The organism is Streptomyces sp. Isolate_45, from assembly GCF_024721315.2.
Classification (GTDB): Bacteria; Actinomycetota; Actinomycetes; order Streptomycetales; family Streptomycetaceae; genus Streptomyces.
Genome location: NZ_JANFAK020000086.1, coordinates 1 through 26,605, shown reverse-complemented (window position 1 = coordinate 26,605; position 26,605 = coordinate 1). Strand labels below are relative to the sequence as shown.

The 26,605-nt window shown below is 73.6% G+C and carries 24 protein-coding genes; 7 read left to right on the top strand and 17 right to left on the bottom strand.

Annotated features, from left to right (window positions below; all coding sequences use genetic code 11):
* Positions 1-377: 377 nt before the first annotated feature.
* The gene (locus NOD94_RS25245; RefSeq protein WP_281208389.1) at positions 378-2,453 is read left to right on the top strand and encodes a PhoX family phosphatase; all 2,076 of its coding nucleotides are present in this window, start codon (positions 378-380) and stop codon (positions 2,451-2,453) included.
* A gap of 60 nt (positions 2,454-2,513) precedes the next feature.
* Here the strand turns inward: NOD94_RS25245 and NOD94_RS25240 are convergent, their stop codons facing one another.
* The 4 genes from NOD94_RS25240 to NOD94_RS25225 all read right to left on the bottom strand — a co-directional run bounded on the left by NOD94_RS25240 (position 2,514) and on the right by NOD94_RS25225 (position 7,969).
* Positions 2,514-3,773 (bottom strand): HAMP domain-containing sensor histidine kinase, encoded by a 1,260-nt coding sequence (locus NOD94_RS25240; RefSeq protein ID WP_281208388.1) that lies wholly within the window; start codon positions 3,771-3,773, stop codon positions 2,514-2,516.
* On the bottom strand, positions 3,761-4,483 hold the full coding sequence (locus NOD94_RS25235) for a hypothetical protein (RefSeq protein ID WP_281208387.1): 723 nt from the start codon (positions 4,481-4,483) through the stop codon (positions 3,761-3,763). The genes NOD94_RS25240 and NOD94_RS25235 overlap by 13 nt, the downstream gene beginning before the upstream one ends.
* A gap of 595 nt (positions 4,484-5,078) precedes the next feature.
* Entirely contained in the window at positions 5,079-7,070 is a 1,992-nt protein-coding gene (locus tag NOD94_RS25230) for an FUSC family protein (protein WP_281208386.1), read from the bottom strand.
* 71 nt (positions 7,071-7,141) lie between these two features.
* On the bottom strand, positions 7,142-7,969 hold the full coding sequence (locus NOD94_RS25225; protein ID WP_281208385.1) for a hypothetical protein: 828 nt from the start codon (positions 7,967-7,969) through the stop codon (positions 7,142-7,144).
* Between the two features lie 160 nt (positions 7,970-8,129).
* Here NOD94_RS25225 and NOD94_RS25220 point away from each other — a divergent pair, with 160 nt between their 5' ends.
* Positions 8,130-8,540: a hypothetical protein gene (locus tag NOD94_RS25220; protein WP_281208384.1), complete on the top strand. Its 411-nt coding sequence runs from the start codon at positions 8,130-8,132 to the stop codon at positions 8,538-8,540.
* Positions 8,541-8,672: 132 nt separating this feature from the next.
* Here the strand turns inward: NOD94_RS25220 and NOD94_RS25215 are convergent, their stop codons facing one another.
* The 6 genes from NOD94_RS25215 to NOD94_RS25185 form a co-directional block, all read right to left on the bottom strand.
* Complete coding sequence (locus NOD94_RS25215) at positions 8,673-8,849, bottom strand: hypothetical protein (RefSeq protein ID WP_281208398.1); 177 nt, start codon at positions 8,847-8,849, stop codon at positions 8,673-8,675.
* 59 nt (positions 8,850-8,908) lie between these two features.
* A complete protein-coding gene (locus NOD94_RS25210) occupies positions 8,909-9,259 on the bottom strand; it encodes a hypothetical protein (protein ID WP_281208383.1) in 351 nt (116 codons plus the stop codon).
* 354 nt (positions 9,260-9,613) lie between these two features.
* Positions 9,614-10,675 carry a helix-turn-helix domain-containing protein gene (locus NOD94_RS25205; protein ID WP_281208382.1) on the bottom strand — a complete coding sequence of 354 codons (1,062 nt, stop codon included), beginning with the start codon at positions 10,673-10,675 and terminating at the stop codon, positions 9,614-9,616.
* A gap of 805 nt (positions 10,676-11,480) precedes the next feature.
* A complete protein-coding gene (locus NOD94_RS25195; RefSeq protein ID WP_281208381.1) occupies positions 11,481-11,726 on the bottom strand; it encodes a hypothetical protein in 246 nt (81 codons plus the stop codon).
* 79 nt (positions 11,727-11,805) lie between these two features.
* Positions 11,806-12,561 carry a CbtA family protein gene (locus NOD94_RS25190; protein ID WP_281208380.1) on the bottom strand — a complete coding sequence of 252 codons (756 nt, stop codon included), beginning with the start codon at positions 12,559-12,561 and terminating at the stop codon, positions 11,806-11,808.
* Between the two features lie 44 nt (positions 12,562-12,605).
* On the bottom strand, positions 12,606-12,821 hold the full coding sequence (locus NOD94_RS25185) for a CbtB-domain containing protein (RefSeq protein WP_281208379.1): 216 nt from the start codon (positions 12,819-12,821) through the stop codon (positions 12,606-12,608).
* A gap of 240 nt (positions 12,822-13,061) precedes the next feature.
* On the opposite strand from NOD94_RS25185, the gene NOD94_RS25180 reads away from it, so the two are divergent.
* The gene (locus tag NOD94_RS25180; RefSeq protein WP_281208378.1) at positions 13,062-13,595 is read left to right on the top strand and encodes a histidine phosphatase family protein; all 534 of its coding nucleotides are present in this window, start codon (positions 13,062-13,064) and stop codon (positions 13,593-13,595) included.
* 96 nt (positions 13,596-13,691) lie between these two features.
* Here the strand turns inward: NOD94_RS25180 and pucL are convergent, their stop codons facing one another.
* The gene (pucL, locus tag NOD94_RS25175) at positions 13,692-14,609 is read right to left on the bottom strand and encodes a factor-independent urate hydroxylase (RefSeq protein WP_281208377.1); all 918 of its coding nucleotides are present in this window, start codon (positions 14,607-14,609) and stop codon (positions 13,692-13,694) included.
* A gap of 285 nt (positions 14,610-14,894) precedes the next feature.
* Positions 14,895-16,244 (bottom strand): aspartate aminotransferase family protein, encoded by a 1,350-nt coding sequence (locus NOD94_RS25170; RefSeq protein ID WP_281208376.1) that lies wholly within the window; start codon positions 16,242-16,244, stop codon positions 14,895-14,897.
* A 334-nt stretch (positions 16,245-16,578) separates the two neighbouring features.
* Between NOD94_RS25170 and NOD94_RS25165 the strand changes: the two genes are divergently transcribed.
* The gene (locus tag NOD94_RS25165) at positions 16,579-17,001 is read left to right on the top strand and encodes an ATP-binding protein (protein ID WP_281208375.1); all 423 of its coding nucleotides are present in this window, start codon (positions 16,579-16,581) and stop codon (positions 16,999-17,001) included.
* Between the two features lie 99 nt (positions 17,002-17,100).
* On the opposite strand, the gene NOD94_RS25160 is transcribed toward NOD94_RS25165, so the two are convergent.
* The 3 genes from NOD94_RS25160 to NOD94_RS25150 all read right to left on the bottom strand — a co-directional run bounded on the left by NOD94_RS25160 (position 17,101) and on the right by NOD94_RS25150 (position 19,550).
* Positions 17,101-17,898: a SigB/SigF/SigG family RNA polymerase sigma factor gene (locus tag NOD94_RS25160; protein ID WP_281208374.1), complete on the bottom strand. Its 798-nt coding sequence runs from the start codon at positions 17,896-17,898 to the stop codon at positions 17,101-17,103.
* Positions 17,899-18,063: 165 nt separating this feature from the next.
* Positions 18,064-18,945, bottom strand: coding sequence for a PaaX family transcriptional regulator C-terminal domain-containing protein (locus tag NOD94_RS25155; protein ID WP_281208373.1), 882 nt, complete (start codon positions 18,943-18,945; stop codon positions 18,064-18,066).
* Positions 18,942-19,550, bottom strand: a complete 609-nt coding sequence (locus NOD94_RS25150; protein ID WP_281208372.1) for a GNAT family N-acetyltransferase — start codon at positions 19,548-19,550, stop codon at positions 18,942-18,944. The genes NOD94_RS25155 and NOD94_RS25150 overlap by 4 nt, the downstream gene beginning before the upstream one ends.
* 102 nt (positions 19,551-19,652) lie before the next feature.
* On the opposite strand from NOD94_RS25150, the gene NOD94_RS25145 reads away from it, so the two are divergent.
* Entirely contained in the window at positions 19,653-20,681 is a 1,029-nt protein-coding gene (locus NOD94_RS25145; protein WP_281208371.1) for a CocE/NonD family hydrolase, read from the top strand.
* A 56-nt stretch (positions 20,682-20,737) separates the two neighbouring features.
* Here NOD94_RS25145 and NOD94_RS25140 read toward each other — a convergent pair whose 3' ends face one another.
* Both NOD94_RS25140 and NOD94_RS25135 read right to left on the bottom strand, forming a co-directional pair.
* On the bottom strand, positions 20,738-22,171 hold the full coding sequence (locus NOD94_RS25140) for a DHA2 family efflux MFS transporter permease subunit (RefSeq protein WP_281208370.1): 1,434 nt from the start codon (positions 22,169-22,171) through the stop codon (positions 20,738-20,740).
* Positions 22,172-22,406: 235 nt separating this feature from the next.
* Positions 22,407-25,160 (bottom strand): LuxR family transcriptional regulator, encoded by a 2,754-nt coding sequence (locus tag NOD94_RS25135; protein WP_281208369.1) that lies wholly within the window; start codon positions 25,158-25,160, stop codon positions 22,407-22,409.
* A gap of 85 nt (positions 25,161-25,245) precedes the next feature.
* Here NOD94_RS25135 and NOD94_RS25130 point away from each other — a divergent pair, with 85 nt between their 5' ends.
* The gene (locus tag NOD94_RS25130) at positions 25,246-25,851 is read left to right on the top strand and encodes a DsbA family protein (protein WP_281208368.1); all 606 of its coding nucleotides are present in this window, start codon (positions 25,246-25,248) and stop codon (positions 25,849-25,851) included.
* Positions 25,852-26,016: 165 nt separating this feature from the next.
* Positions 26,017-26,409 carry a TOBE domain-containing protein gene (locus NOD94_RS25125; protein WP_281208367.1) on the top strand — a complete coding sequence of 131 codons (393 nt, stop codon included), beginning with the start codon at positions 26,017-26,019 and terminating at the stop codon, positions 26,407-26,409.
* The last annotated feature ends 196 nt before the right edge of the window (positions 26,410-26,605 follow it).

Below are 26,605 nucleotides of genomic sequence, written 5' to 3'. Positions count from 1 at the left end.
GCCGCCGAACGGGCGTCCGACGTTTCCGGAACCGGTTCCGCAGACCGTCCGAACACCTTGCGCAACAAGCTCCGAATACCCATGGGCCAGGCCTTTCGCATGAGTGCGTGCGTCATTTGTCCGTGCTGCGCGGATGATCCCTGCCCAGAGTGGACACGTAAGGTTATCGGCCGCCCGGCTGGATCTTCGGCAGGGTCGCCTTTCGTGGCGCCCGGCTGTCCAGGCAAACGCGCGTCCGGCCGAACTGCCCCTCCGCCGTGCCGGGTTCATCCAGCGTTCATCCCCACGCCGCCGCATCGGCGCAACCCGCGCCTAGCGTCACGGCTGGATTCGTTCCGACACGTTGTCGGCACCGTGCACCTTCCGGAGGACACCTCGTGCGCAAGCTCCTGCCGCTCATCGGCAACCCGCATGGGAGCGGCCGTTCCGCTCTCACCTGCCGCTACCGCTGCGGCGACGCATGCTTCCACGAGGTGCCCAACACCAGTGACAACGAGTATGCGGGAGACGTCATAGCCCGCGCGTACTCCCGGCGCTCGATGTTGCGCTCCGCCGCCGTCGTCACGGTGGCGACCGCCGCCGGTACCGCCGTCACCCTCGGTGGCACCGGCGGTCAGACCGCCAACGCCACCCCCGTCGCCGACACCGGGCGCGGCGGCGAGGCCGCTCGCGGACTGCGCTTCGCGTCGGTCGCGCCGAACACGGACGACAAGGTCACGGTCCCCGGGGGCTACGAGCAGAACGTCGTCATCCGCTGGGGCGAGCCGATCGTCAAGGGCGCTCCGGCCTTCAACGCCGACAAGCAGACCGCCGCCGCCCAGGCCGGACAGTTCGGCTACAACAACGACTTCCTGAGCCTGCTTCCCCTCGGTGGTGACTACGAGCGCCGGCAGCTCCTCGTGGCCAACCACGAGTACACCGACGAGATCCTCATGTTCAAGGGCTACGACCCGGCGAACCCGACGCGCGAGCAGGTCGAGATCGCCTGGGCCGCGCACGGCCTGTCCGTGGTCGTCGTCCAGGAGGACCACCGCAGCGGCAAGCTGACCGCGGTCGGCCGGCACGAGCTCAACCGGCGCCTGCACACCAAGAGCGAGTTCCGCATGACCGGCCCGGCCGCCGGCGGCGCGCTCCTGAAGACCTCCGTGGACCCGACCGGCACGAAGGTCCTCGGCACGCTCAACAACTGCGCCGGCGGCACCACCCCGTGGGGCACCACCCTCCACGGCGAGGAGAACTTCAACCAGTACTTCGCCAACGCCGGTCAGGTCACCGACCCCACCGCGGCCGCCCGCCTGAAGCGCTACGGCGTGACCTCGGGCGCCACCGAGCGCAAGTGGGAGCGGTTCGACAAGCGCTTCGACGTGGCGCAGGAGCCCAACGAGTCCCACCGCTTCGGCTGGGTCGTCGAGCTGGACCCGTACGACCCGAACTCCGTGCCGCGCAAGCGCACCGCGCTCGGCCGCTTCAAGCACGAGGCCGCCCAGCCCCGTCTGACCGAGGACGGCCGTCCGGTCGTCTACATGGGCGACGACGAGCGCTTCGACTACTTCTACAAGTTCGTCTCGTCGAAGCAGATGAAGAAGGGCAACTCGCGCGCGGCCAAGGAGCACAACCTGACGCTGCTCGACGAGGGCACCCTCTACGTCGCCAAGCTCACCGGCGACTCGCCGGCCGAGCAGTTCGACGGCTCGGGCAAGCTGCCCGCCGACGGCGAGTTCGACGGTTCCGGCGTCTGGATCAAGCTCGCGACCGGCAACGTCTCGCACGTCGAGGGCATGACGGCGGAAGAGGTCTACGTCTTCACCCGCCAGGCCGCCGACAAGGTCGGCGCGACCAAGATGGACCGCCCCGAGGACGTCGAGCCGTCCCCGCGCACGGGCCGCGTCTACGTCGCGCTCACCAACAACACGGACCGTGGCAAGCCCGGCAAGGAGGGCGCCACCGAGTCCAACCCGCGCAACCTGAACAAGCACGGACAGATCCTGGAGCTCGCCGAGAACTTCGACGACCCGGCCGGTGACGGCTTCGCGTGGCGGCTGTTCCTGGTCGCGGGCGACCCGAACGATCCGTCCACCTACTTCGCCGGATTCCCGAAGGACAAGGTCAGCCCGATCTCCTGCCCGGACAACGTGGCGTTCGACCCGCACGGCAACCTGTGGATCTCCACGGACGGCAACCAGCTCGGCTCCCACGACGGCCTGTTCGGTGTCGCGACGGCCGGCGACCGCCGCGGTGAGCTGAAGCAGTTCCTCACCGTTCCGCGCGGCGCCGAGACCTGTGGCCCGATCATCCAGGACAAGCGGGTCCTCGTCGCGGTCCAGCACCCGGGTGAGATCGACGGCGCGTCCGTCGAGAAGCCGCAGTCGGTGTGGCCCGACGGTCCGGGGAAGATCGTCCGCCCGTCCGTGGTGTCGGTCTGGCGCAAGGACGGCCGCAACATCGGAGTCTGACGACCGGAGTTGATCCGCCGACCGGGGCCGTGTTTCACGTGAAACACGGCCCCGGTCCGTTCAACTGTCGCCCACCAGAAGCCCCACCGGCAGCCGGAGGGTGCTCACGGCGCCCCCGTCGGGGGCGTTGGAGAAGGTCAGCGAAACTTCCAGGACCGCCGCCTGACCGGCGGCGATCGTCAGTCCGAGCCCGTGACCGCGACCGCGCCCGGGGTCCCCGGTGCGGAAGCGCTGCGGACCCCGCTCGATCAGCTCGGCCGGGTAGCCGGCCCCGTGGTCCCGGATCACCACGACCGGCCCTTCGACGGTGACCTCGACCGGTGGCCGCCCGTGCTTGTGCGCGTTGACCAGCAGGTTGGTCACGATCCGGTCCAGCCGCCGCCGGTCGGTGAGCACCACCGCGTCCCGTACGACCTCGACCGAGGCGGCCAGCCGGGTCCCGGCGACGGCCCGCCGGACGGCCCGGCCGAGGTCGACCCGGGCCAGTTCCGCCCGCTCCACCCCGGATTCGAGCCGGGAGATCTCCAGCAGGTCCTCCGTGAGCAGGTGCAGGGCCTTGAGCCGGTCGTTGATCATCTCCTTGGGGCGTCCGTCGGGCAGCAGGGCGGCCGCCGCCAACGAGCCGGTCAGCGGGGTGCGCAGTTCGTGCGCGACGTCGGCCGTGAACCTCTTCTCGGCCTCCAGCCGTTTCTGCAGCGACGCGGCCATCAGGTCCAACGCATGGGCCACGTCCCGGACCTCGTCCCGGTCCCCGGTCCGGCGGGAGTCGTAGCCGCGCAGCGGGAATCCGACCCGGGCGTCCAGGTCCCCGCCGCTGATCCGGCGGGCGACGGCCGCCGTCCGCACGAGCCGACGGCTGATCCGGTCGGCCAGGAACAGACCCGCCAGCGCGACCACGCCGGCGGCCAGGGCCGAGGAGGCGAGGATCGCGGTGTCGATGTCCCGGAGCCGGTCACGGGTGCCCTCGAACGGGATCCAGACCGCGAGGGCCTTCCGGTCGGCGGGCCCGGCACCCCACATGACGGGCTCGCCCCGGTACTCGCCGACCATGCTGCCGGTCTGCCCGCTCGCGACCAGCCGGCGCAGCGGCACGGGCAGGGCGGGCGGGTCCAGGGCGACCGCGATGTCGCCGTGCGCGGTGCCGTACTCGTAGTGGCCGAGGGCGTGGTCGAGGTCCCGGTACACGTCCTTGCGGACCTCCCCGGAGATCTGCTCGGCGACCACGTTGTGCACCAGCACGCCGAGCACGGCGGCGACCGCGCAGCACACCAGGGTGGTGGTCAGCGCGATCTTCCAGCGGAGGCTGCTCAGCGCGCGCATCGCGTCCCGTCCTCACCGAGGGGGGCGTCCGCGAGCCCGGAGCACTCGTCGAGGGTGAGCTGCGACAGGTTCATGATCCCGGCGTCCGGGTCCCACACGTAGTCGGAGACGGAGATGTAGGCGGGGTTCGAGGTCGGCTCGCGGACCGCCAGGTGCTCGGCGGCCACCTCGACCCCCTCCAGCACCGCACGGCGCGACAGGATCCGGGCGATGTTGCCGTCGTCCCGGACGGTGTAGACGCGCAGCTCGCTGAGCCGGCCGTCGATGTCGAGGGCGGTGATCAGCTCGTCCTTGCCGTTGCCCGTCACGTCGTGCAGGACGGGGGTGCGCACGGGGCAGTCCGGACCGCCGTCCACAGCCTGTGTGCAGAGGGTCATCCGCTGGGCCGCCCGCGGGTCGACCAGCCGGCCCGTCCCGCCGTCCTGGGCGGTGGCGGCGGTGACGTCGGCCCGTACGACGTCCACCGCGTTCACGCCGCGCATGCTGCCGGTCGTCACCTTGGGCAGCCCCGGCACGACCGCGGCCGCGCCCGGCTCCTGCCCCGGGGCGGCGGGCTCGGGACGGATGTCGCGCCACAGGCTCTGCGGGGCGTGCACGGTGCCGAGGTCGCCGGCGCTCTGCAGCCCCTCCACGTCGGCGCACCCGACGGTCACCGTGAGCAGAGCGGCGACGGCCGCCAGCCGGTGGCCACGCCACGAGGTGTACCTCATGCCCCGATGCTCCCCCGCCCCCCGCCCCCGGGCCCGAGCAGTGACCCATTGGAGCGACCCACCCCTGGGCCCTGGGCGCCCCCGGGGCTCCGCCCCAGCCCCCGCGCCTCAAACGCCGGCCGGGCTGGATCGGCGCCTCAAACGCCGGCGAGGCTGGGTGTGCGCCTCAAACGCCGGCGGGGCTGATGGTGCGGCGGGGCTGGGTGTGCGCCTCAAACGCCGGCGAGGCTGATGGTGCGGCGGGGCTGGGTGTGCGCCTCAAACGCCGGCCGGGCTGGATCGGCGCCTCAAACGCCGGCGAGGCTGATGGTGCGGCGAGGCTGGATGTGAGGCCGGGGGCCGGAACAGGGCGGTGTGCCGTAGGTCGGGGTCGGGGACGGGGTGGGGTGTCGTCCGGGACTAAAACGTGATTTGTTGGCGCGCGCTCCCGCCCCGCCAACGCAGCCCCGGACAGGGCGCCATAAATCATGCCCGTCCCGGACGACACCCCACCCCGGCACCGGCCCCGACCCACCCGCAGCCGCCCCGCCCCCGCAGCCCCCACCCACCCACCCACCCACCCACCCACCCGGCCAGGGCAGGGCAGAGGTCAGGGCTACCGCGCCGGTTGGGCTATCGCGCGGGCCGCCGCCACCTCCTGGTGGACCGGGGACAGGACGCTCGACGCGTCGAGCGCCGGAGGGACCTCGACGCGGACCGGCGTCACGCTGCTGCGGACCCCCTCGGCAAGCCCCCGCAGCTCCCGCGCGATCCGTTCGACCTCCTCCGCGGCCGGCGGCTCCGCCCCGTGGTTCACCCGCACCCGCGCAGCCGTCGTCGCGTCGACGATCCGCTCGACGGCCACCACCAACGGCCACCACGCCGCCGCCCGCGCCCCGGTCGGCGGCGGCTCCGTCAACGCCCGCTGGAACTCGCTCCGCACCCCGGACAGATCCCGATAGATCCGCCGCCGCGCCTGAAGCCGCGCCTGCCGCGCCACCCGCACGGCGGCCTCGTCCGCCACCGGCGCGAAGGACCGCTCCACGTACCGCGCCGCGTCGTCGACGGAGTCCGCGAGCCGGTCCCCGAGCCGGGTCCGCCAGCTCTCCGGCCACAGGAGGTAACCGGCGAGCAGGGTGATCGCGCACCCGATCAGACTGTCCAGCAGCCGCGGCCGGATCAGGTCGAACCCCTGGTGGTTGAGCAGGTCGGACAGCAGCAGGATGACCGGCGTGATCGCCGCCGTCTGGAAGGCGTACCCCTTCGCCGAGAACGCGGGGATCAGCGCGGCGAGCGCGAACATCACCGGCACGTCCCACCAGCCGCGCGGTACCTCGGACAGCACCGCCGCGGCGAGCACCAGCCCGGCCGCCGTGCCCAGCGCCCGCAGTAGGGCGCGGGAGAACACCGAGCCGAAGTCCGGCTTGAGGACGAACGTGACGGTCAGCGCCACCCAGTACGAACGCTCGACCTCGATCAGCGACACCAGCGACTGGGCCAGCCCGATGCACAGCGCGAGGCGCAGCCCGTACCGCCAGGAGGCCGAGGACAGCATCATGTCTCGCACGGCGCGCCGGGCCCGCACCCGCAGGGCGGCGGGCCGCCCGAGCCGGTCGTCGACGTTGTGGGTCTCCGGTTCCCCGAGGTGCACGATGGCCGCCGCGTGCCGCAGGGCGGCGTCGATGGCCCGCTCGGACTGGCTGTGCGGGGCGGGGAGCACGAGGGTGTGGGATCCGGTGCGGCCCTCCTCGACGGCGTCGGCCAGCTCGCGGACGGCCGCCGGGACCTCCGGCGGCAGCGGTCGACGTCGCAGGTGCGCGGCGGGGGCGGCCTCTACGAGCGGGATGAGCACGTTCAGCTGGGCGAGCATCCGCACGAGGGACGGGCTGCGCCCGTGAACGCGGGCGCGCCGACCGAGGACCAGGTCGTAGGCGTGGTTCAGGGCGAGGGTGACCTCGCGGCGGCGGTCCTCGTACGCGGGTCCGCCCGCCGCTTCGAGGCCGTCGGCCAGGGCCCGGTAGGCGGCGGCGACGGCGGCCCGTTCCGGCCGGCGGCCGCGCAGGGGCCAGCCGAGCAGGGTGAGCGCCAGGACGAAGAGCCCGCCGGCGCCGAGCAGCAGGGGCGCGATCCACCAGGGCCGCGGCATGGGCAGCCCGGCGCCGACGACGGCGTTGAGCAGGAGCAGCAGTCCGGACACCGAGGCGACGGTGCCGATCGAGGAGATCATGCCGGAGACGAGGGCGATCAGGGTGAGGACGCCGACGGCGAGCCAGCCCTGTCCGAACACGAGCGTGCCCAGGGCCACCCCGACGGCGCCGAAGAACTGCGGGACGGCGATGTTGAGGACGCGCATCCGGTAGGCGTCGGCGGTGTCGCCGATCACCCCGGAGAGGGCCCCCATGGAGACGAGCGCACCGTACTCGGGCTCGTCCAGCGCGAAACCGACGGCCAGCGGGACGGACAGGGCGACGCCGGCGCGCAGGACGGCGGCCCAGGGGACGGGGGCGGACGTCGGCCGCAGACCCGCGAGCAGCCAGGAGGGGGGTGCCAGGGGGTTCGGCCGGGCCCGGCCGGAGGGTATGTGCTCGGTGCGTCGTTCGGTGGTCATTCCGCTTCCGTGTCGCCGCTCGCGAATCGGTTCTTCTGGGGAGTTCTGCGGAGGATGGGTACCTTCCGAGCTTATGGGGTGCGGCGGAGCCGGCCGGTCAGCCAGGCAGCGAGGGCCGCGGCGAGGCCGACGGCGAGGACGATCCACGCGGTGGTCCGCAGGTACGCGGTGAGCGCGTCGTAGACGGCGGCGGCGGCCTGCCTGTCGACGTCGGGCGGCAGGTCGTCGAGGGCGAGGCGGCGGCAGAGGGTGACCGTGATCCACAGCAGTGCGGCCCCGACGGCGAGACCGATCCCGGTCGCGAGGACGGCGTGCCGGCGTCGGACGGCGACGGCGATGGCCGCCGCGGCGAGCGCCAGCGTCAGCAGGGGGAGCCAGACGCCCGCGATCTGGAGCGCGTGGAAGCCCTTCCGGAGCGCGCCGAGGTTGTCGTACTCCATGACCTTCACGGACAGGTGGGTCTCGGGGATGCGGTCGGCGAAGGGCACGCCGTCCCCGACCAGTTCGCTCTTGACCTGGGCGATCACGGGGGCGAGGTCGATGGTGAGGGCGTCGCCGTGGCCGGTGGTGAGGGCGTCGAGGAAGGCGGCGTGCGCGGCGCGGTTCGCGGCGTCCCAGGCCGTTCGGTAGGCGGGGGTTCCGGCGAAGGAGCGGAGGGCCTCGCCGATGAGGTCGTCGACCGTGTCCTGGAAGGGGCCTGCGTCGATCTGTCCGGCGAGGGCGCGGCCGGCCTGGGTGACGACGACTCCCTGGACGGCGGGGTCCTCGGCGAGCGGGGACATGGCCGCGGTGTAGCGGTCGGCGTTCCCCAGCTCGTGGTCGGCCCAGTACGCGACGGCGCTCGCGGGCACGAGCAGGGTCACGAGGACGATGAGGGCCGCCGACAGGAAGGTGCGCACGTCACCAGGGAAAGGCGGGGCGCGGGGCGGCGCCACCGCTGTTGCTGCGAGTGGGTGGAGCGGTCCGGCCGGAGCGTCCTCCCGGCGGCCGGACGGGTGATCCACTTGCCGGGCGGGGGTGGCGGGTGTGCTCTGGAGGCTGGAAGAGAGGAGCCCCGTCATGGCACATGCGGCACCTACCGTCTCCAGGCGGCACCGACCGACGAGGTCGGCCGATGCGCACCACCTCGGCAAGAGCGCGCTGGTCCGTGCGTTGCTGGCCGGCCTCGTCTACGGGGTGTGGGCGGCCTTCATCAAGCGCCAGATGGGCCCGGTCGACGCGGGCAACGTCTTCTACGGGATCCTGTGCGGGGTCCTCTTCGCCGCGATCATGTTCGCCCTGGCCCGGGTGGGTCCCAGGCTGAAGCGGGAGGTGCACGCCGCCGCGTACGGCGTCTTCGGCGGTGTCGCCGCCGGTTACCTGCACAGCCTGACCAACGAATCGGTACTCCGCGCCACCGGTGTGGGGTTGGCCGTCGGCGTGGGCGTGGGGCTCGCGGCGTTCTACCGCTACTACACGCGCGAGCCCTGATCCGGCCGCCGCCGGACACCGGGGCGGGCGCCGGTTCCCGTGCCCCGTGGTCGAGCACGACCACATGAGCACATGGCCATGTGTCGCACGCCGAGGGCGTGGGAACCGGTGCCGCGCCATGTGTCCGGGAGGCTATGCGGCCGTGTCGGGCGTCCCGGCCGCCAGGGCCGGCTGGTGTTCGCTCTCGGCCTTGGGTTCGGTGGTGACGGCCTGCGGCGCGGGGCGTTCCGGCTTGCGGGCCGGCGGGGTGCAGCGGGCGGCCTCGGCGCGGAGCATGGCGTTCAGGGCGGCGTAGGGGTCGATGGGCATGGCGGAACCTCACGGTGGTTCGAGGGGGTGTGGGGGGTCGTCTCCGCTGCTCGGCCCGGTCAGCAGCGCAGGACCACACTCCGTACGACGACCAGCGAGGTGACCGGCCCGGTCGGCCCGTACGAGGTCACGCGGGAGGGCGAGCCCGCGTGTTTCACGTGAAACTCCCTCGGGGGCAGCTGCCGTACGGACGGCAGCGCGCGGGACTGGGCCCGCAGGGCGGCGCGGGCCTCGGGTTCCGAGGCCGGATCCGACTGTCCCTCGGTGGGTTCGGCCGGGGCGGAGGAGACGGGCCGGATCTCGGCGACCGTCGTGGCCGCCGGACCGGCGCCGAACAGGCACAGCAGTGCGACGCAGGCCACTGTCAGGGCCCTCGCCGCCACTGCCCGTGCGAATCGCGCACCGCTCATGCCCCGCTTTGTGCCCCGACACACCGGTGAAGTCCCCACCGGAACCCAAGAAGCCCCCGACCGGAGGACGAAGACACCCCCGTCGGCTGACAGACGGCCGAGCGCGACGGGTGACGGGCCGGGCCCGTACGGGTGATGCGGTGCCCGGAGCCCCGGGGTGGACCCGACGGACCGCTCCCTCCCGGGCGCCGGCCCACCTCGCCCCGACGCGAAACCCTTTGCCCCGCCGGGATGTGACGGAACGCCGGCACGAGCCGGGCACGACGGTGACGGCGCCCGCGCCCGGGACCCGGCCAAGGACTCCTAGCCCCTGGACCGGGTCCCGGCACCCGCGCCCCGGACCCGGTCCAGGCCCTAGAAGTCCTGGGCCGGCCAGTTCAGCAGCCGGGCCCCGATCGCCGCCGTCTGGAGGGTGTACCGGTCCACCGGATCCCCGGGGTCGGACCCCGTGAGTCGGTGGATCCGCTCCAGCCGGTACGTCAGCGCCCGTACGCTCAGGCTCAGCCGCCGGGCCGCCTCGGCCGCCACGCACCCCGAGTCGAAGTACACGTTGAGCGTGTCGAGCAGGGGCCGGGCCCCGCCCCGTCCCGCCTGGAGCGGGCCCAGCACGCTGAGCACCAGGTCGGTCATCGCCGCCCGGTCCCGGGCCAGGACCGGGAAGACCAGCAGGTCGGCCGAGCGCAGCACCGGCCCTTCGAGGTCGAGCCGGTCCGCGAGGTCGAGCGCTCCGAGGGCCTCCTCGTACGAGGTCACGACCCCGCCCGCGCCCGGATGGGGCCGGCCGATCCCGACGAGGCCGGGGGTGGCGGTCGTCGCGTAGGCCTGCTTGGCGAAGTGGGCCAGTACGTCGTCCTGGTCACCGGGGGCCACGCAGATCAGCTGGCCGTCCTTGGTGGCGAGGAGGAAGGTCCTGTTCCCGAACCGTCCGGTCAGGGCCTGTTCCACCCGCCGGATCGCGGGGCCCGTGTCCTCGTAGGCCTCGGAGCCCCGGGCGACGGCGACCGCGTGCTCGTGCGCCAGGTGCAGTCCGAAGCGTGCCGCGCGTTCGCTGAGCCGACCGAGGTCGCTGCGTCCGAGCAGCAGGTCGTCTATGAACTCGCGTCGTGCGGCCTCCTCCTGGCGGATCGCCAGGCGCTGCGCCCGCTCGTGCCCTTCGGCGAAGGCGTCGACGGTCTGTTCCACCGCCGCGAGCACGTGGTCCGGGGCCATCCGGCCGCCGAGCACGGTCCGGGTGGCGGCGAGGTGGGCGCCGATCAGCCCGCGCAGTGCGAAGCCGGCCTCGGCCGCCTTCTCGCCGAGGGCCCGGCGGGTGTCCAGTTCGTCCCGTCCGGGGCGGCGGCCGGTCGCCGCGACGCCTTCGAGGATCCGTACGTACCCGCTCAGGTACTCCTCGGGTATGTCCTGCCCAGACGTCACACCAACCCCGCTTCCGCTCGAAACACCCATTCTCACCCGTCGGCCGGCGGACATCCCCGAGGCCGGCCCCCGCCTCCCCCGAGGTCGGCTCGGAGGCGCCTCCGGGTCGGCCCGGGGACCGTTCCCGATGCCGGGCGCACCGCACCGTTCGTGGCGTCACGGGCATGTCGAAGACCGGGAAGTGGCGGATGCCGCGCCGGAAGCGGATCGTGCTGGTGCCCGCGTCGTTCGTGGCCGTCCTCGCCGTGACCGTCGGGACGCTGTTCACCCGGCTCTGGACGGGAGCCCGGATCCCCGCCGTCGGCGCGGGCTTCCACCGCGCGCTCGCCGGGCCCACGTTGGCCGCCTCGACGGTGGAGGCCGACGGGACCCGCGTCTTCGACCCGCGGATGCGGGCGGGGGAGACGGACTTCGTGCCGGGCGGCAAGACGCCGACCCGGGGCTTCAACGGCAGCCACCCGGGCCCCGCGCCACGCGCGGAGCGCGGCGAGAAGGTCAGGGTCCGCATGTCCGACTCCCTGCCGGAGGCGTCCACGGTCCACCGGCACGGGATGCGCCTGCCCGCCGCCGATGGACGGTGGTCCGCACCGGATGGTCCCGGCGGGCGGCACCTGGTCGCCGCAGTGGACGGTCGACCGGCCGGCCGCCACCCGCTGGTACCACCCGCACCCCCACGGGGCGACCGGGACCCACGTCCAGCGCGGACTGGTCGGCATGTTCCTGGCAGTTCGTGGTCGTCGAACCGGCCGGAGCCGCCGGCACGCCGAAGGCGACGGCCCACGCCCACCGGCCCTGATCGCGGGGCTCACATCACGACGAAGGCCACCGCCGCCGCCCCCATGAGGGCTGCGGCGAGGTGCATCGCGGAGTGGCCGTGGTCGCCGTACCAGAGCTGGCGGGCGAGGCCGCCGAGCGCGGCCAGGGCGGTGATGACGCCGATCTGGGCGAGCAGGGTGACGGCCGTGAAGGGGGCCAGGAGCAGGAGTAACGAGTTGAGCCAGAAGGGGGTGGCGCCGGTCCAGCCCCGCCATTCCCAGATCGCGGCATGCATGTCCCGGCTCCCACCCTCAACACTTTCGGCGCGCGCACCGATCGCACCAACCGCATCCCCGGTGTCACGCGCGACTCTCTCAACTCATCGGCTGTACAGCCTCCTTGGGTGCGGCGGCCGGGGCAATAGCGCGGTCGACCAGAAAAGCGAAGGCCAGGCCGAATGTGGCCCACAGGGTGGTCTGGATGGCCAGCGAGGCCAGCCTGAACTCCCAGATCAGCGCGGCCGGGAAGCCGTCCGGCACCTCGTTGATCCCGGGCAGGAGCGCGTAGGAGACGGCGACGGCCGCGACGAAGGCGAGCGAGCCGACGACCGAGGCGTTCCAGTTGCCGAGGCGGGGTGCCAGCCGCCGCCCCAGGAGCAGCGCGCCCGCCGCGAGCAGCGCGCTCAGGGCGATCATCAGCAGGTAGAGGGCGGTGCGCCGGGCGGCGGTGTCGGGGTCCCCGACGGCCGGCGGGTTGGCGGGGTACTTGAGGAACGGCACCAGGGTCACGGTGACGAACAGCGCGCCGGTGACCAGGGCGGCCGTGGCCCGGGGTCCGAACCGTCCGATGCGGCCCAGGGCGAAGCAGAAGACGAGCGCGGCGATGCCGCCGAGGGCGACGGCGAACAACAGGACGCCGGTGCCGAGGCCCGCCGTGGCCTGGAGGGCCCGGCTGACCGGCGGTTCGTCGCCGTGGTCGTGGCCGACGGCGGCGCCGGCCTCCTCGATGGCGATCGCGGCGTCCACCTTGGACTCACCGAGGAGGTAGGCGACGAGGAAGGCGGCGACACCGGCCAGGAGGCCGGCGAGCATGCCCCGGACGAGCAGGACACGGGGGGAGACGGTGTTCACGTGTGGGTTCCCTTGCGCGGGTGGGGACGAGCGGTCGGCAGGGATCAGTGGCAGGGGAAGCCGAGGAGGTGACGGCCGTCGTGCAGCCATTCGTGGATCGTCTCGCCCTCGAAGAGGGCGGTGGCGCCCTGCTCGACGCCGACGAAGTACAGCAGCACCAGGGTCAGTACACCGGCGAAGACGGCCCAGGGGGCCAGCGCGGAGAGGGAAATCGGGGTGATGGCGGCGGGGGCCGTCGTGGGCACGGCGGAGTTGGCCATGGCAGAACCTCCTGGGGAACACGCGTCCCGGTCAGTGGTGCTCGCGACGAAGGCGGCGGGTCTGACTTCCCTTCCCGGCGTGCGGGAGAGGGTTCACAGTGGCGCGACCGTGCCGGATTTCCACCGGTGCTTCCGTCGTACCTTCGTCATGTCGTCCGAGAACGTACCGCGCGGGTGGCCCGAACGCCACGGCGCACGCACGCCGTCCCACGCTCCGGTCCCGAGCCCTACGCTCCCCCCATGTCCTCCGTACGCGTGCACCTGACCACCCCGCCGCTCGGCCCCGACGCCCGCCGGGCCCGGTTCGGGTACGGGGACCCCTGCCCCGGCCACGAGGGTCTGGCCGGACCAGCCACGGGCGCCTGGGCGGGCCGCACCCTGGACGAGGTCGCGGCGCGGGACCCGCAGGCGATCCGGCTCTGGCTCACCGACCCGGAGTACGCGCCTCCGGGCGGCGGGGAGTCGGTGACCGCCCTGATCGCCCGTACGGGGACCCACCTGGCATCCCTGGGGCCCGGCACGCACCACGCCGTGGTCGGGCAGGCCGTCGTACGGGCGGTCGTGGTCGCGGCGCTGGAACTGCCGCCCGCCGCCTTCTGGCGGCTCGACGTCCGGCCGGGGACGGTCACCACCCTCAGCGGCCGCGCGGGCCGCTGGAACCTGCTGCTGGGCCGGACGCCGGACGCGGAGGCCGACCCGGACCCGGAGGCAGATCCGGACACGGAGGCCGCCCCGGACGCCACGCCGGCCCGGACCGGTGACACCGACCGCTGACCCGGCCCGGACCGGTGACCCGGGCCGGGACAGCACGACGGCCCGGACCCCGCGACGCGGTCCGGGCCGTGGCGACGGCACTGCCTGGGCGATGACCTAGGCGACGATCCAGTCGGACGTCGCGATCACCGGCTGCACCCCGTCACGGTGGATGGTGCCCTCGATGAGGCCGTACATCCGGTCCGCCGCGAAGTAGACCTCGTTGTCGTTCTTGAGGCCGAAGGGCTCCAGGTCGACGAGGAAGTGGTGCTTGTTGGGGAGGTTCAGCCGGACCTCGTTGACCTTCGGGCAGTTGTCGAGCACCCGCTCGGCCATCTGGTTCAGCGTCTGCTGGAGCGAGTACGAGTAGGTCTCGGCGAAGGCTTCCAGCATGTGCTTGCGGACCTTCTTGTACGACTGGTCCCAGTCGTACTCCGGGTCATCGGCGGCCAGTGCGGAGTGCGCCCAGCGCGAGGTGACCTTGGTCGCCAGGATGCGGTCGTACGCCTCCTGGAGCGTCGTGTACTTGTCCTTGATGTAGCCGTGGAACTCGGAGTTCGTCGAGTTCATGACCGTCAGGTCCTTGAGGCCCGAGATCACCTGGAGACCGGTGGTCTCGCTGTAGGTGATCTGCGCGGTGCGCACCTCCTGGCCCTTGAGGACGAAGGAGTGCTGCTCCTTGCGCGTCGGGACGGGGATCCGCTCCCAGGCGTACTCCTCGATGCGGATCTGCGCCTCGCGGATCGGCCGCTGCGAGGAGACGAAGTGCTTGGCGAGCAGGATGCCGAAGGCCTCGGGGGAGGCGATGCCGTGCTCCTTGCCGAAGGCGTACACCGTGTTCTTGGTGGTGTCGGTCGGCAGGCAGTTGGCGTTGTCGCCGGTCAGGTGGACGTCGCGGAACTCACCGCGGAGCGCGACCGAGACGTTGAGGTCGCGGATCTCGTGCCAGGAACCGTCGTTGCCCTTGCGGGTGACCTTGACGATGCGGTTCTCGGCCTTGCCGTACTGGTTCTGGGCCAGGACGTGCTTGCTCATGCTGTGTCTTCCTTCGGGTCTCGGGAACACGGAGTCCGGTTTTCTGGATCCCGTACGCCCGGCGTCCAGCGCCCGCCCGTTGAAAGGACGTCCCGCTCCCCGCCGTTCGGCCCCGGAGGGCCGCCCCGGGACTGACGTGCATCCCGGTCCGTAGGTGCTTGGGCCCGCATGTGTCGTTCGCTGCGGTTCCTGCACGGATTGCAGCATGTGTACGGCGGGTTAACCACCGTGCGAATCATCCGAACACCAGCACCCACGGATTGGGCGACCACACAATTTCCCAGGTCAGGCCATGTGCGCGTCGGCGACGGTCAGCGCCTCGTCGAGGATCGCGAGGCCCTTCGCCACGTCCTGCGCGGAGATGTTGCAGGGCGGGGCGATGTGGATGCGGTTGCCGGCGATCAGCGGCCACAGGCCGCCCTTCTTGCAGGCCGTCCCGAACTCCGCCATCGGCGCGTTGTCGCCGCCGGAGGCGTTGTAGGGGACGAGCGGCTCGCGCGTCTCCCGGTCGCGGACGAGTTCCAGGGCCCAGAAGGTGCCCGCGCCCCGGACCTCGCCGATCGACGGGTGCCGCTCGGCGAGCGCCCGCAGGCCCGGACCCAGCAGCTCCGAGCCGGTTCGGGCGGACTGCTCGACGATGCCCTCCTCCACCATCGTGTTGACCGTCGCGACGGCCGCGGCGCAGGCCAGGACGTGTCCCGAGTACGTCAGGCCGCCCGGGTAGGGCCGGCGGGCGAAGGTCTCCGCGATGGCGGCGGAGATGGCGACACCGCCGAGGGGCACGTAGCCGCTGGTGATGCCCTTGGCGAAGCAGAGGAGGTCGGGGGTGACGTCCCAGTGCTCGGCGGCGAACCACTTCCCCGTCCGGCCGAAGCCGACCATGATCTCGTCCAGGATGAACACGATCCCGTGGCGGTCGCAGAGCTCACGGACGCCCGCGAGGTAGCCGGGCGGCGGAACCAGCACGCCGGGGGCGCCGCCGACGGTCTCCAGGATGATCGCGGCGATGGACTGCGGCCCCTCGAAGACGATGGTGTCCTCCAGGTGGCGCAGGGCGCGCACGCTCTCCTCGGTCTCGTTCGCCGAGTGGAACGGCGAGCGGTACAGGAAGGGTCCCCAGAAGTGCACGACACCGGCGGTCGCGCTGTCGTTGCCGAAACGGCGGGCGTCGCCGGTCAGGTTGATCGCGGTGGAGGTGGCGCCGTGGTACGAGCGGTACGCGGACAGCACCTTGGGCCGGCCGGTGTGCAGCCGGGCCATCCGCACGGCGTTCTCGACGGCCTCGGCGCCCGCGTTCGTGAAGAAGATCTTGTCGAGGTCGCCGGGGGTGCGCTCGGCGATCAGCCGGGCCGCCTCCGAGCGGACGTCCACGGCGAAGCCGGGGGCGACGGTGCACAGCTTGCCGGCCTGCTCGGCGATGGCGGCGGCCACCTTGGGGTGCTGGTAGCCGATGTTGGTGTAGACGAGGGCGCTGGAGAAGTCGAGGTAGCGGTTGCCCTGGTAGTCCCAGAAGTACGAGCCTTCGGCGCCGGCCACGGCGAGCGGGTCGATGAGCTCCTGCGCCGACCAGGAATGGAAGACATGCTTCCGGTCGGCGTCTTTCACGGTGGCGAGAGCGTCGGCTTCTGCGTTCATATCCTGAGGGTAGTTGTCCAGGATGTGGACCCGGGGTCGACCGGGCCCGGCGCGGTTCGGCCCGGCGCGGGTCGAGGACCGGTGCCGGGTGCCGCGCCCGGAGGTCCGGTGTGCCGGCTGCGCGGATCGTCCCTTCGCGTGCTCCCCGGGCCGCCCGAGGGCCCGGCGGCTGTCCCCTTCGCCCCGACTTGGGGCCCCATTCGGGTCGCCATTTCGGTCGTCGGCCGGTACCCCGTATGTTCCGGACGTGTTCAGGTGGGGGAAAGAATGGGATTGTCCTGGGCGGGGCCGGGTAGGTGCGGCGCCGAGGGGCAGGTCGGAGACGGGAGAGCCTGTGGCGGAGCAGACGCGGAGGCTCGTCCTGGGCGGCGCCACGACCGGGGTCGTCACCCGGTGCCGGGACTTCACCCGGCGCGCACTCGACGACTGGATGTGGCCGCAGTACGCGGAGGAGACCGAGGATGCGCTCCTGTTGGTCTCCGAGGCCGTGACGAACGCCTGCCTGCACGCGGGCGGGCCGCGGGAACTGGTCCTGCGCCACAGCCCGGGACGGCTGCGGGTCGAGGTCAGCGACGACAACCCCGAGCCGCCGAGCCCCCGACCGGCGGGCAGCCGGTCGAGGCCGGGCGGCCACGGGCTCGTCCTGCTGGCGAGGCTCGCGAAGGGGTGGGGCTGGGAGCCCTCGGCGGACGGCAGGACCGGCAAGACGGTCTGGCTGGAGGTCACGGCCCCGGAAGCGGGCCCCGAGGGGGCCTGAGGGGCGCGAGGGCGCCTGAGGGGGCGTGCCGCGGCCGGGCGGCGGTCGTGTCGGGCCGGAAGGTCGTCTCGGGCCGGACAGTCGTGTCCGGCGCCGCGGCTACGCGTCCGTGAGCAGGCCGGTGCGCAGGCGGCTGAGGGTGCGGTTCAGCAGTCGGGAGACGTGCATCTGGGACAGGCCCAGTCGGGCACCGATCTCGGACTGAGTGAGCTCCTGCCCGAACCTCAGCGTCAGCAGCGCCCGCTCCCTTTCGGGCAGGTCGGCCAGCATGGGCTTGAGCGACTCCAGGCACTCGATGGTGTCGTACGCGGCCTCCTCCTCGCCGAGCGATGCCCGCTCGGCGACGGGGTCGCGGTCGGTGTCCTCGGGCGCAGGCGCGTCCAGCGAGCGTGCGGAGTAGGCGCGGGCCGCCTTCTGGCCCTCGGAGAACTCCTCGGGCGTGACGTGCAACTGCTGGGCCATTTCGACGTCCGTGGGTTCGCGGCCGAGGTCCTGTTCGAGCGCGTCGTGCGCCTTGGCGGAGTCGATGCGCAGTTCTTGGAGCCGGCGGGGGACCTTCACGGCCCAGCTCGTGTCGCGGAAGAACCGCTTGATCTCACCGGTGATCGTCGGCATCGCGAAGGTGGTGAACTCGACCCCGCGGTCGGGATCGAACCGGTTGATGGCCTTGATCAGCCCGATCGTGCCGACCTGGATGATGTCCTCCATCGGCTCGCTCCGGCCGCGGAAGCGCCGGGCGGCGTACTTGACGAGGCTCAGGTTCAGTTCGACCAGGGTGTTGCGGACGTACGAGTACTCGGCCGTCCCCTCCTGGAGCGTGGCCAACCTGCGGAACAGGGCCACCGAGAGGGACCGGGCCTCGTGGGTGGCGACATCGGTGAGGTCGGTGTGGTCCATTGCTCTGCGCTCCTCCGAAGGGCTTGGTTCCGGGTCGGGCCCGTCGTCCTGCGCGGCCACTGTCCAGATGGATATACCCGGATGAAACGCGACATACCCGCATGTTTTTTCGAAGATGGGCGCCGTTTCACGTGAAACGGCGCCCTGACCAGCGGGGGAGCGACCTCAAGCCGGGCCGGCCACCGCCTCTGCGTAGAGCCGGAAGAGGCGCGGGCCCTCGGGGGCCGCCGCGGACCGGAGGCGGGACCAGGCGGCGGCCGCCGCCGCGCGGGCGGCCGCACCGGGCCATGGGGCCGGCAGCAGCTCGGGCGGCAGCAACGGGTCCGGGCCCATGGCCTCGGTGAACGCCGCCGCCAGGGTCACGGCGTGGGCGAGACCCTCTCCCGGGCCTTCGGCGAGGGCCCGCAGGGTCTCGTACCGCCGCGCGATCCCGTCCAGCGGCCACAGCCGGGCCGCGAGGTCCGCCGGACCGGCGATACCGCCCACGACGAGATCCCGGCTGGTCAGGCAGGTCAGCCCGGCGGCGACGCCCAGTTCCGCCGCGCGGGCCCGTACGTACGGGCCGACCTCGTTCGGGGTGACGTACAGCCCGCCCTGGACGGGGGCCGCCCCGAGGGAGGTCAGGGTGTCCCGCAGCGCGTCCCTGGCGCTGCGCGCCGCCTCCGGGACGGCGAAGGCGAACAGGCGCCAGGTCCCGTCCCACGGTTCCAGCCCCGCGTCCTGCCGGTAGGCGTGCCGGACGAACGCCACCTCGGGGACCATGGGCAACCCGGCCGCTTCCGCGTCCGCCGTGCCGGTGAGCCGCAGGACGGCACGCCGGCCCCGGCCCTCCTGGGTGAAGCGCCCCTCGGCCGTGAGCCGCTTCACGCACAGCCGGACCTGCTGGTCGCTCATGCCGAGCGCGCCGGCGACCTCGTAGAGCTCCCCGGCGTCCACGGAACCGTCCTCGCGGACCAGGGCGTGCACCACCAGCCGAGTGGGGACGGCGGGCGCGTCCGCCGGACCCGTCGGGGTTCCGGGCTCGTCCGCCGGGCGTGTCGTGCTCATCGGGTCGCCACCGCCTTGTGCATCGTCGTCACCTCTCCGAACCCCAGGACCTCCCGCAGCCACGGGGTGCGCCGCACCCGGACGGCCCGGAAGCCGCGCCGCTCGTACAGGGCGCGGGCGCGGGGGTTCTCGGCGATCACGTCCAGCCGGATCCGACGGCAGCCCTGTTCGGCCGCCACCTCCTCGATCCCGTCGAGGAGCAGCCCGCCGATGCCGCGCCCCCGCGCCGCGGGATCCACGGCGATGCCGTCCATGACGAGCTCGCCGCGCGTCGGGGTGCGTTCCAGCAGGGCCAGCAGGAGCACCCGGTACAGGCCCCTGACCTGCCCGTACGTGGCCCTGACGGCAGCCGCGTCGCCGCCGACGAGGCCGCGGCCGCCGAGCTGGTAGCCGGCCACGCCCAGGACCTGGCCGGCTTCGTCCAGTGCGCTGAGGGCGCGGTCCCGGTGGAGGTGGGAGGCGATGAACCGGCGCCCCTCCGGGGCGGGGCCGAGGGCGGCGCCCAGCTTCCGGCCGAAGGCCTCCCAGTACAGCTCGGCCACCCGTTCCTCGGCGCCGTCGGGCACCCCGCGCCGCACCTCGACGCTTCCGCTCTCGGTCGTCATGAGGACAAGTCTAATACGTTCATTGCCGCTACGATCGTTTTTGAAACGATAGAAGTAGCGTTCGGCAGAGGAACCAAGCAGATAGCAGAGAAGGAAGTCGACATGCGCAAGGCATGGATCGTCACCCTGGCCGCCGTCGTACTCGTGGCCGCCGCCCTCACGGGCGTCGTGCTCTGGCAGAACAGCTACGACCTGCGCGAACAGCAGGTCACCGTGCCCGCGGACGGACGCCTGCTGGAGGGCGTCCTGGCCACCCCCGCCCACGGCTCGGGCCCCTTCCCGCTCGTCGTGTTCGTGCACGGGGACGGCGAGGTGGACGCCACCCACGACGGGTTCTACCGGCCCTACTGGGAGGCCTTCGCCCGCGCCGGATACGCCTCGCTGTCCCTCGACAAGCCCGCCGACTGGCTCTCCCGCTCCATGGACGACCGCGCCCGCGAAACGACCGACACCCTCGCCTGGGCCCGGACCCGCCCCGGGATCGACGGGAACCGGATCGGCCTCTGGGGGGCCAGCCAGGCCGGTTGGGTCCTGCCCAAAGTGGTGGCGCGGACCCCCGCTCCGGGGGTGGCCTTCGTGATCGCGGTCGGCACCGCCGTCAACTGGCACCGGCAGGGCGAATACCACCTGCGGTCCGAACTCCGGGCCGAGGGCGCCGGCCCCGACCGCGTCGCGGCCGCCCTGCGCGCCCGGGAGGCGACCCTGGCGCTGTTGCGGCGGGGGGCGACGTACGAGGAGTACCGGGCGACCGCGGACGCCGACCCGGACCTCGGTGCCGAGCGCTGGACGTTCATCGGGCTCAACCACACGGCCGACGCGAGCGCGGACCTGCGCGCGATGCCGCCGGTGCCGGTGCTGCTGCTCTCCGGCGCCGACGACCTCAACGTGGACGGCGCCGAGACCGAAGCCGTGTACCGGGAACTGCTCGCCCCCGGCACCCTCACCGTCCACCGGTACCCGGGCGCCGGCCACGCCCTGGTCCGCACCCCCGTCGAGCGTTCCTCCTGGCGGCTGCCCCTGACGGCCCTGTTCGCCCCGCGGGCACTCTTCCCGCCCGGCCTCCTCGCCGACCAACGCACCTTCCTGGAAGAGCTGAAGGGCCGGGGCGCGCAGGCGGTCCCCGGCCGGTGACGCGCCGACGCGGCCGGGGAGCGGGGGCTCCTCGGCCGCGTGGTCGGGGTTCCGGGTCAGCGGCGGGGCTGGAAGAGGGCCGGCACCAGGGAGGCGGCCATCAGGGCGACCACCCAGACGTAGGTGTCCTGGAAGGCGGCGGCCAGTGCGGGAGCCGACGCCGGGGTGGCCTCGACCAGCCCGCCGGCCCCGGCCGCGGCCGTGGTGAGCAGGACCGACAGCAGCGCGGTACCGGCGGAACCGGCGATCTGCGAGTTGATGTTGATGAGGGTCGAGGCGGCCGGTACCTGCTCGGCGGCGAAGCCCCGGGTCGCGCCGGTGACGGTCGGCATCATCGTCATCCCGGCGCCGGCGCCGGCCAGGGTCAGCGCGCCGGCCAACTGCCAGTACGGGGTCTCCGCTCCGAGCCGCAGGGTGAACAGCCCGTACCCGAGGACCGCGAGCACGATCCCGACGGGGACGATCCGTCCGGCCGGGATCCGGTCGGTCAGCCGGCTCGTGACCTGGAGGGCGACGCCGGTGGCGATCACCTGCGGCACGCCCAGCAGCCCGGACATCGTCGCGCTCTCGCCCCGGACCAGCTGGTAGTACATCGGCACCAGCATCATGGCCCCGAAGTAGGCGCCGGCGAACAGGGCCAGCGTGCCGATCCCGCTGGCGAAGGCACGCACCTTCAGGAGCCGCAGGTCCAGCAGCGGGGACCGGGTCCGCAGGGCCCGGACGACGAAGCCCAGCACCAGGGCGGCGCCCAGCACGCTCGGCACCAGCGTTCCCGCCGAGGTGAAGTCACCGTGCTCACCGCCGGTGGCCAGTCCGTAGATCAGCGCCGAGAGGCCGGGGGAGAGCAGGAGCAGGCCGATCACGTCGAGGCGGACGGTCTTGCGGACGGTGTCCCGGGGGAAGACCCGAGCGGCGAGCACCAGGGCGAGGATGCCGACCGGCACGTTGATGAAGAAGATCCAGCGCCACGAGGCCGCGTCGACCAACCAGCCGCCCAACACCGGCCCGATCAGCGGCGCCACCAGGACGGGAAGGCCCAACAGGCCCATCATCCGGCCCTTGTTCTCCGGGGCGGAGGCGTTCAGCACCATGGCCATCCCGAGCGGCACCACCATGCCGCCGCCGAGTCCCTGGAGGATCCGGAACGCGATCAGCGTCTCGATGTTCCAGGCGAGACCGGCCAGGGCCGAACCGACGCCGAACATGGCGATGGAGAGCATGTAGAGCCGCCTGGTGCCGAACCGGCCCGAGGCCCACGCCGTGATCGGGATGACGGCCGCGAGGGCCAGCGTGTAACCGGTCGCCGTCCACTGGATGGTGGCGAGCGGGGCCTGGAAGTGCCGGGAGAGCCCGCCCAGGGCGACACCCAGGATCGTGGTGTCGAGGACGATCATGAACGACCCGATGATCACGACCATCGCTATCGCCATGGGTGACGGGTTCGGTCGGGAGGGGGCGGGTGCCCCGATGGCGGCCAGGGACGTGCTCATGGTGTGCCTCCTCGTCGGTCCGGCGGGTCCGGCCGCGACGGCCGGATCGAGAGGGGCGGTGCGTCGCCCGTCATCTCTCGCCCCGAACCTAGGTCCGACGGTGCGACCGGAGCCTCTGTCGAACGACTGGGGTGGGGTACCTGGAACCCGACCGGCACCACCCGGTCATCGGGTGTTTCACGTGAAACACCCGATGACCGGGCCGCGGGCGCGGCGGTGGAGCGTCGCTACGTCGCTACGTCGCGAGGTCCAGCCGGGCCAGCTCCACGCGGGAACTCACGCCCAGCTTCGGATAGGCGTTGTAGAGGTGGTAACCGACCGTCCTGGGGCTGAGGAAGAGCTGCGAGCCGATGTCACGGTTCGTCAGGCCGGCCGCCGCCAGCCGGGCCACCTGCAACTCCTGGGGCGTCAGACGGTCCGTCGGGGACTCCGTCTCCGGGCCGGGCCGGCTCTCCCCCGAGGCCCGCAGCTCCGCCGCGGCCCGCTCCGCCCACGGGCGCGCCCCGAGCCGTTCGAAGGCCTCCTGGGCGGCCCGCAACGGCCCCCGGGAGTCCACCGGACGCCGGTTCCGACGCAGCCACTCCCCGTACAGCAGCCCCGTGCGCGCCTCCTCGAACCGGTCGGTGTCCCGGACGGAGTGCAGTTCCAGGGCCCGCCGGAAACGCTCCTCCGGGTCGGGGCCCGCGGCCGGTTCGCCGCCCGGGGCAGGCGAGCCGCCCCCGGCGGCCGAGCCGCCCGCCAGCAGCCCCTCGCACCGGGCCCGCACGGCGTGGATGCCGGGTCCGTCCAAGTGCCCGGCCAGCTCCGCCAGCCGCGCGAACGCCTTCCGCGCCTGTTCGGGACGGCCCGCCCGCAGGGCCGCCTCGACCTCGTCGGCGTCCCGACCGCAACAGGTGCACGCCGACCCGGCGGGAGCCGCCGCCGCCCGGTCCGCCGCCGCTTCGAAGCGGCCCAGCCCCAGGTCCAGCAGGATCGCGGCCGAGGTCCTCAAGTGCCGTACGTCGGGGAGGTCCACGGCGTCCGCGAGGGCGCCGAGCTCCTGGAACCAGGCCTCGTCCCCCCGCGCGGCGGCCAGTTGGGCCAAGGCCGCCGCGAGCTGCGCACGGGTCCGGGTCTGGCCGGTGTCCGAGGCGATCCGCAGCCCCTCCGTCCCCCCGGCCAGCGCGTCCCGGTGCAGCCCGAGCCGCAACTGGGCCTGCGCCACCTCCAGCAGGGCCCGCGGCAGCAGCCCCACCGCCCCCTGCGCCCGGCACTCCCGCTCGACGGCCCCGGCCCGCTCGTACGCGACCCGGTGATCGCCCAGCAGGCCGTTCCAGCAGGCCGCCCTCAAGCCCTCGCGCAGATCCCCCGACGGGCCGGACGAGGCCTCCCGCAGGGCGCGCAGCGCGGCCGTCCGGACTCCCGCGTCGGGCGAGGACACCCGGGCCAGGGCCTGGATCGCGGACCCGCCCGGCAGCTCCAGCTCCGCCGCCGCGGCCGCCGCACCGGCCGCCGCCACCGGGTCACCGGCCACCCACGCGCTGCCCACCGCCAGGAACAGCATCCGCCCGGCGTCCTGCGGCTCGGCCGCCGCGATCGGCAGGGCCGCGTCCAGCAGCAGGACGTGCGCCCGCGACAGGTCCCCCTGCTCGTTGGCGACCTCCGCGGCGATCTCCGCCACCCGGGCACGCGCCCTCGCGTCGCCACCCTGTTCGCGGCGGGCCGCCTCCGCCAGCTCCCCCGCGCGGTCCAACTGTCCGGCGTCAAGGGCGGCCCGGGCGGCCGAACCCAGCCGGCGCGCCCGCTCGGCCGGCCGCGGACTCAGGGCGGCCGCCCGCTCGTACACCGTGGCCAGCGCCGCGTGACCACCCCGCGCACGGACCTGCTCGCCGCTGCGTTCCAGCTCCGCGGCGACGCCCTCGTCGGGCGCGGCCTGGGCCTGGGCACGGTGCCACGCGGCGCGGTGCCCGCCGCCCGCGTCGGCCAGGGCCCGGTGCGCGGCGAGCCGACGGGCCGCCGGACCGGACCGGTAGGCCGCCGAGCGGATCAGCGGGTGCCGGAAGACGAGCCGGCCCCCGTCCAGCCTGACCAGGCCCTGGGCCTCGGCGGGCGCCAGGTCGGTGACGCCCGCCCCCAGTAGCCCGGCGGCCTCGAACACCGTGCCGGCGTCGCCCTCGTCGGCCGCGGCGGCGACCAGCAGCAAGGTGCCGGAAGCCTCGGGGAGCGCCCCGATCCGGGCGGCGAAGCCCTGCTCGATCCGGCCGTGCGGGCCGTCGTACGACAGCCCGTGCCCCTCCCGGCGCGCGGTGGTGAGTTCAAGGAGGGCCAGCGGGTTGCCCTCCGCCTCGCGCTGGATGCGCTGCCGTTCGTGGTGGCGCAGGTCGGCCGCGTACAGGGTCAGCAGGTCGCCGGCGGCCGCCGTGTCGAGGCGGCGCAACCGCAACTCGTCGAAGCCGTCGGGCCGGAACCCGGGCGCGTGCGGGTCCCGTACGCCGAAGAGGACGGCGATCCGCTCCGCGTGCAGCCGCCGGGCGGCGAACACGAGCGCCTCGGCGGAGGCCAGGTCCAGCCACTGGGCGTCGTCCAGCACGCAGAACAGGGTCCGCTCCTCGGCCAGTTCCGCCAGCAGGGTCAGCACCGCGAGCCCGACCAGGAACCGGTCCCCGCCGCTCGGCGCGGCCTCGCCCATCCCGAGCGCGGTCCGCAGGGCCCCCGCCTGGGCCCCGGGGAGGGCGTCGATCCGGCCGAGCACCGGACGCAGCAGCAGGTGCAGCCCGGAGTACGGCAACGCGCTCTCGAACTCCGTGCCGGTGCCGCGCAGGACCCGTGGACCGTCCCCCGCCGCGGCCACGGCAGCGTCCAGCAGGGCGGTCTTGCCGATGCCCGCCTCGCCCCGGACCACCAGGACCCCGCTGCGCCCGGCCCCGGCACCGGTCAGCAGCCGTTCGACCACGGCCAGTTCCTCGGCCCTCCCCACCAGCACGGAGGTTCCCCCTTCGATCCCAGTCATCCGACAGATGACCACGACGCCTTCGCACTCCTACGTTTGCGTCGTCAGCCGTCCCCTGTACCGGAACCGTACTTGGAGGCCCCCGGTGAAGATCGAAATCACCCTCGACATCCCTTGCGTCTGGTCGTACTTCGCCTTCAACCGCCTGCGCCGGGCCGCGGCCCGCGTCCGGGCCGGGGGAGGCACGGTCGACTTCGTCCTCCACCCCTACCAACTGGCTCCCGAGGCGGGCACCGAGGGCGAACCCAAGTCGAACGTGCTGCGCCGGGCGTTCGGCGACGGGGCCGATGCCGCCGTCGCCCGCATCACCGCGCTCGCCGCCGCCGAGGGCCTGGAGTTCGACCACGACCGGGCCCTGTGGTCCAACACGTTCGAGGCGCACCGGCTGATCGCGGACGCCGGGGCGCAGGGCCGGGCCGAGGCCGTGGTCGAACGGCTCTTCAGGGCCCACCACACCGACGGCCTGAACATCGCCGATCCCGAGGTCCTGCGGCGCATCGCCGCCGAGTTCTCCGTCGCCCGCCGCGACGGAGGCGCCGATGAGCTGCGCGCCGCCCTCGAACGGGTCCGGCGCGAGGACCTGCCCGGGATCCCCCTCATCCGCCTCCCGGACGGCACCACCACCACGGGCACCCCGTCGGACGCCGTGCTGCACCACGCGCTCGACCTCCCGGAACACGCGGCGGCCTGACCGAACGCGGCGCGTACCGCGGACGCCGGTAGGGGGGTGGGGGACGCCCCGCTCATGCCCAGTGGGGGGCGACGGAGGCCGTACCGGCCAGGGCCCGTCGTCGCACTCCGAGGCCGCCCTCCGGGCGACGACGGGAGTTCGACGAGAGGCCCTAGGCTGCGACCCATGGAGTCCTACACGATCGGCCAGGCAGCCCGGCTGCTCGGCGTGAGCACTGACACGGCCCGCCGTTGGGCCGACGGGGGGCGCTTCCCCACGCGCCGCGAGGGCAACCGGCGCATCGTGGACGGGCCGGACCTGGCGGCGTTCTGCGTCGAGGTCGCGCAGGAGGGCGCCGAGGACGAGGACGCCAGGTACACGTCGGCCCGCAACGCGTTCCCGGGGATCGTGACCGGCATCAAGCTGGGCACGGTCGGCGCCCAGGTGGAGATCCAGGCCGGACCCCACCGGGTGGTGTCGCTGCTCACCCGGGAGGCGGTGGAGGAACTGGGCCTCGCGGTCGGCATGCGCGCCACCGCCCGCGTGAAGTCGACGAGCGTCTTCGTCGACCGCACCTGACGCCCCACCCCGCCAACCCGGCGCGGGCCCGAACCGCCACCATGCCACCGGCCCGCCCGTGCCACCGCACCCGGCGCCCGCCCCGCCACCCCGCCCGGCCGCGCCCGGCGTGAGGCCGTGGCCGCCCCGCCACCGTGCCCGGCCCCGCCGCGTTGGTCCGTGACCGCGCCCGGCCCGTGACCGCGCCCGGTCCGTG

What these genes read in the sequence shown, in the direction of transcription:
- NOD94_RS25185 (WP_281208379.1), bottom strand. Translation starts at nt 12,821, where the DNA reads ATGGCCAACTCCGCCGTGCCCACGACGGCCCCCGCCGCCATCACCCCG.
- NOD94_RS25160 (WP_281208374.1), bottom strand. Translation starts at nt 17,898, where the DNA reads ATGGACCACACCGACCTCACCGATGTCGCCACCCACGAGGCCCGGTCC.
- NOD94_RS25170 (WP_281208376.1), bottom strand. Translation starts at nt 16,244, where the DNA reads ATGAACGCAGAAGCCGACGCTCTCGCCACCGTGAAAGACGCCGACCGG.
- NOD94_RS25140 (WP_281208370.1), bottom strand. Translation starts at nt 22,171, where the DNA reads ATGAGCACGTCCCTGGCCGCCATCGGGGCACCCGCCCCCTCCCGACCG.
- NOD94_RS25240 (WP_281208388.1), bottom strand. Translation starts at nt 3,773, where the DNA reads ATGCGCGCGCTGAGCAGCCTCCGCTGGAAGATCGCGCTGACCACCACC.
- NOD94_RS25150 (WP_281208372.1), bottom strand. Translation starts at nt 19,550, where the DNA reads ATGACGACCGAGAGCGGAAGCGTCGAGGTGCGGCGCGGGGTGCCCGAC.
- NOD94_RS25135 (WP_281208369.1), bottom strand. Translation starts at nt 25,160, where the DNA reads ATGACTGGGATCGAAGGGGGAACCTCCGTGCTGGTGGGGAGGGCCGAG.
- NOD94_RS25125 (WP_281208367.1), top strand. Translation starts at nt 26,017, where the DNA reads ATGGAGTCCTACACGATCGGCCAGGCAGCCCGGCTGCTCGGCGTGAGC.
- NOD94_RS25235 (WP_281208387.1), bottom strand. Translation starts at nt 4,483, where the DNA reads ATGAGGTACACCTCGTGGCGTGGCCACCGGCTGGCGGCCGTCGCCGCT.
- NOD94_RS25180 (WP_281208378.1), top strand. Translation starts at nt 13,062, where the DNA reads ATGTCCTCCGTACGCGTGCACCTGACCACCCCGCCGCTCGGCCCCGAC.
- NOD94_RS25155 (WP_281208373.1), bottom strand. Translation starts at nt 18,945, where the DNA reads ATGAGCACGACACGCCCGGCGGACGAGCCCGGAACCCCGACGGGTCCG.
- NOD94_RS25230 (WP_281208386.1), bottom strand. Translation starts at nt 7,070, where the DNA reads ATGACCACCGAACGACGCACCGAGCACATACCCTCCGGCCGGGCCCGG.
- NOD94_RS25215 (WP_281208398.1), bottom strand. Translation starts at nt 8,849, where the DNA reads ATGCCCATCGACCCCTACGCCGCCCTGAACGCCATGCTCCGCGCCGAG.
- NOD94_RS25195 (WP_281208381.1), bottom strand. Translation starts at nt 11,726, where the DNA reads ATGCATGCCGCGATCTGGGAATGGCGGGGCTGGACCGGCGCCACCCCC.
- NOD94_RS25210 (WP_281208383.1), bottom strand. Translation starts at nt 9,259, where the DNA reads ATGAGCGGTGCGCGATTCGCACGGGCAGTGGCGGCGAGGGCCCTGACA.
- NOD94_RS25145 (WP_281208371.1), top strand. Translation starts at nt 19,653, where the DNA reads ATGCGCAAGGCATGGATCGTCACCCTGGCCGCCGTCGTACTCGTGGCC.
- pucL (WP_281208377.1), bottom strand. Translation starts at nt 14,609, where the DNA reads ATGAGCAAGCACGTCCTGGCCCAGAACCAGTACGGCAAGGCCGAGAAC.
- NOD94_RS25220 (WP_281208384.1), top strand. Translation starts at nt 8,130, where the DNA reads ATGGCACATGCGGCACCTACCGTCTCCAGGCGGCACCGACCGACGAGG.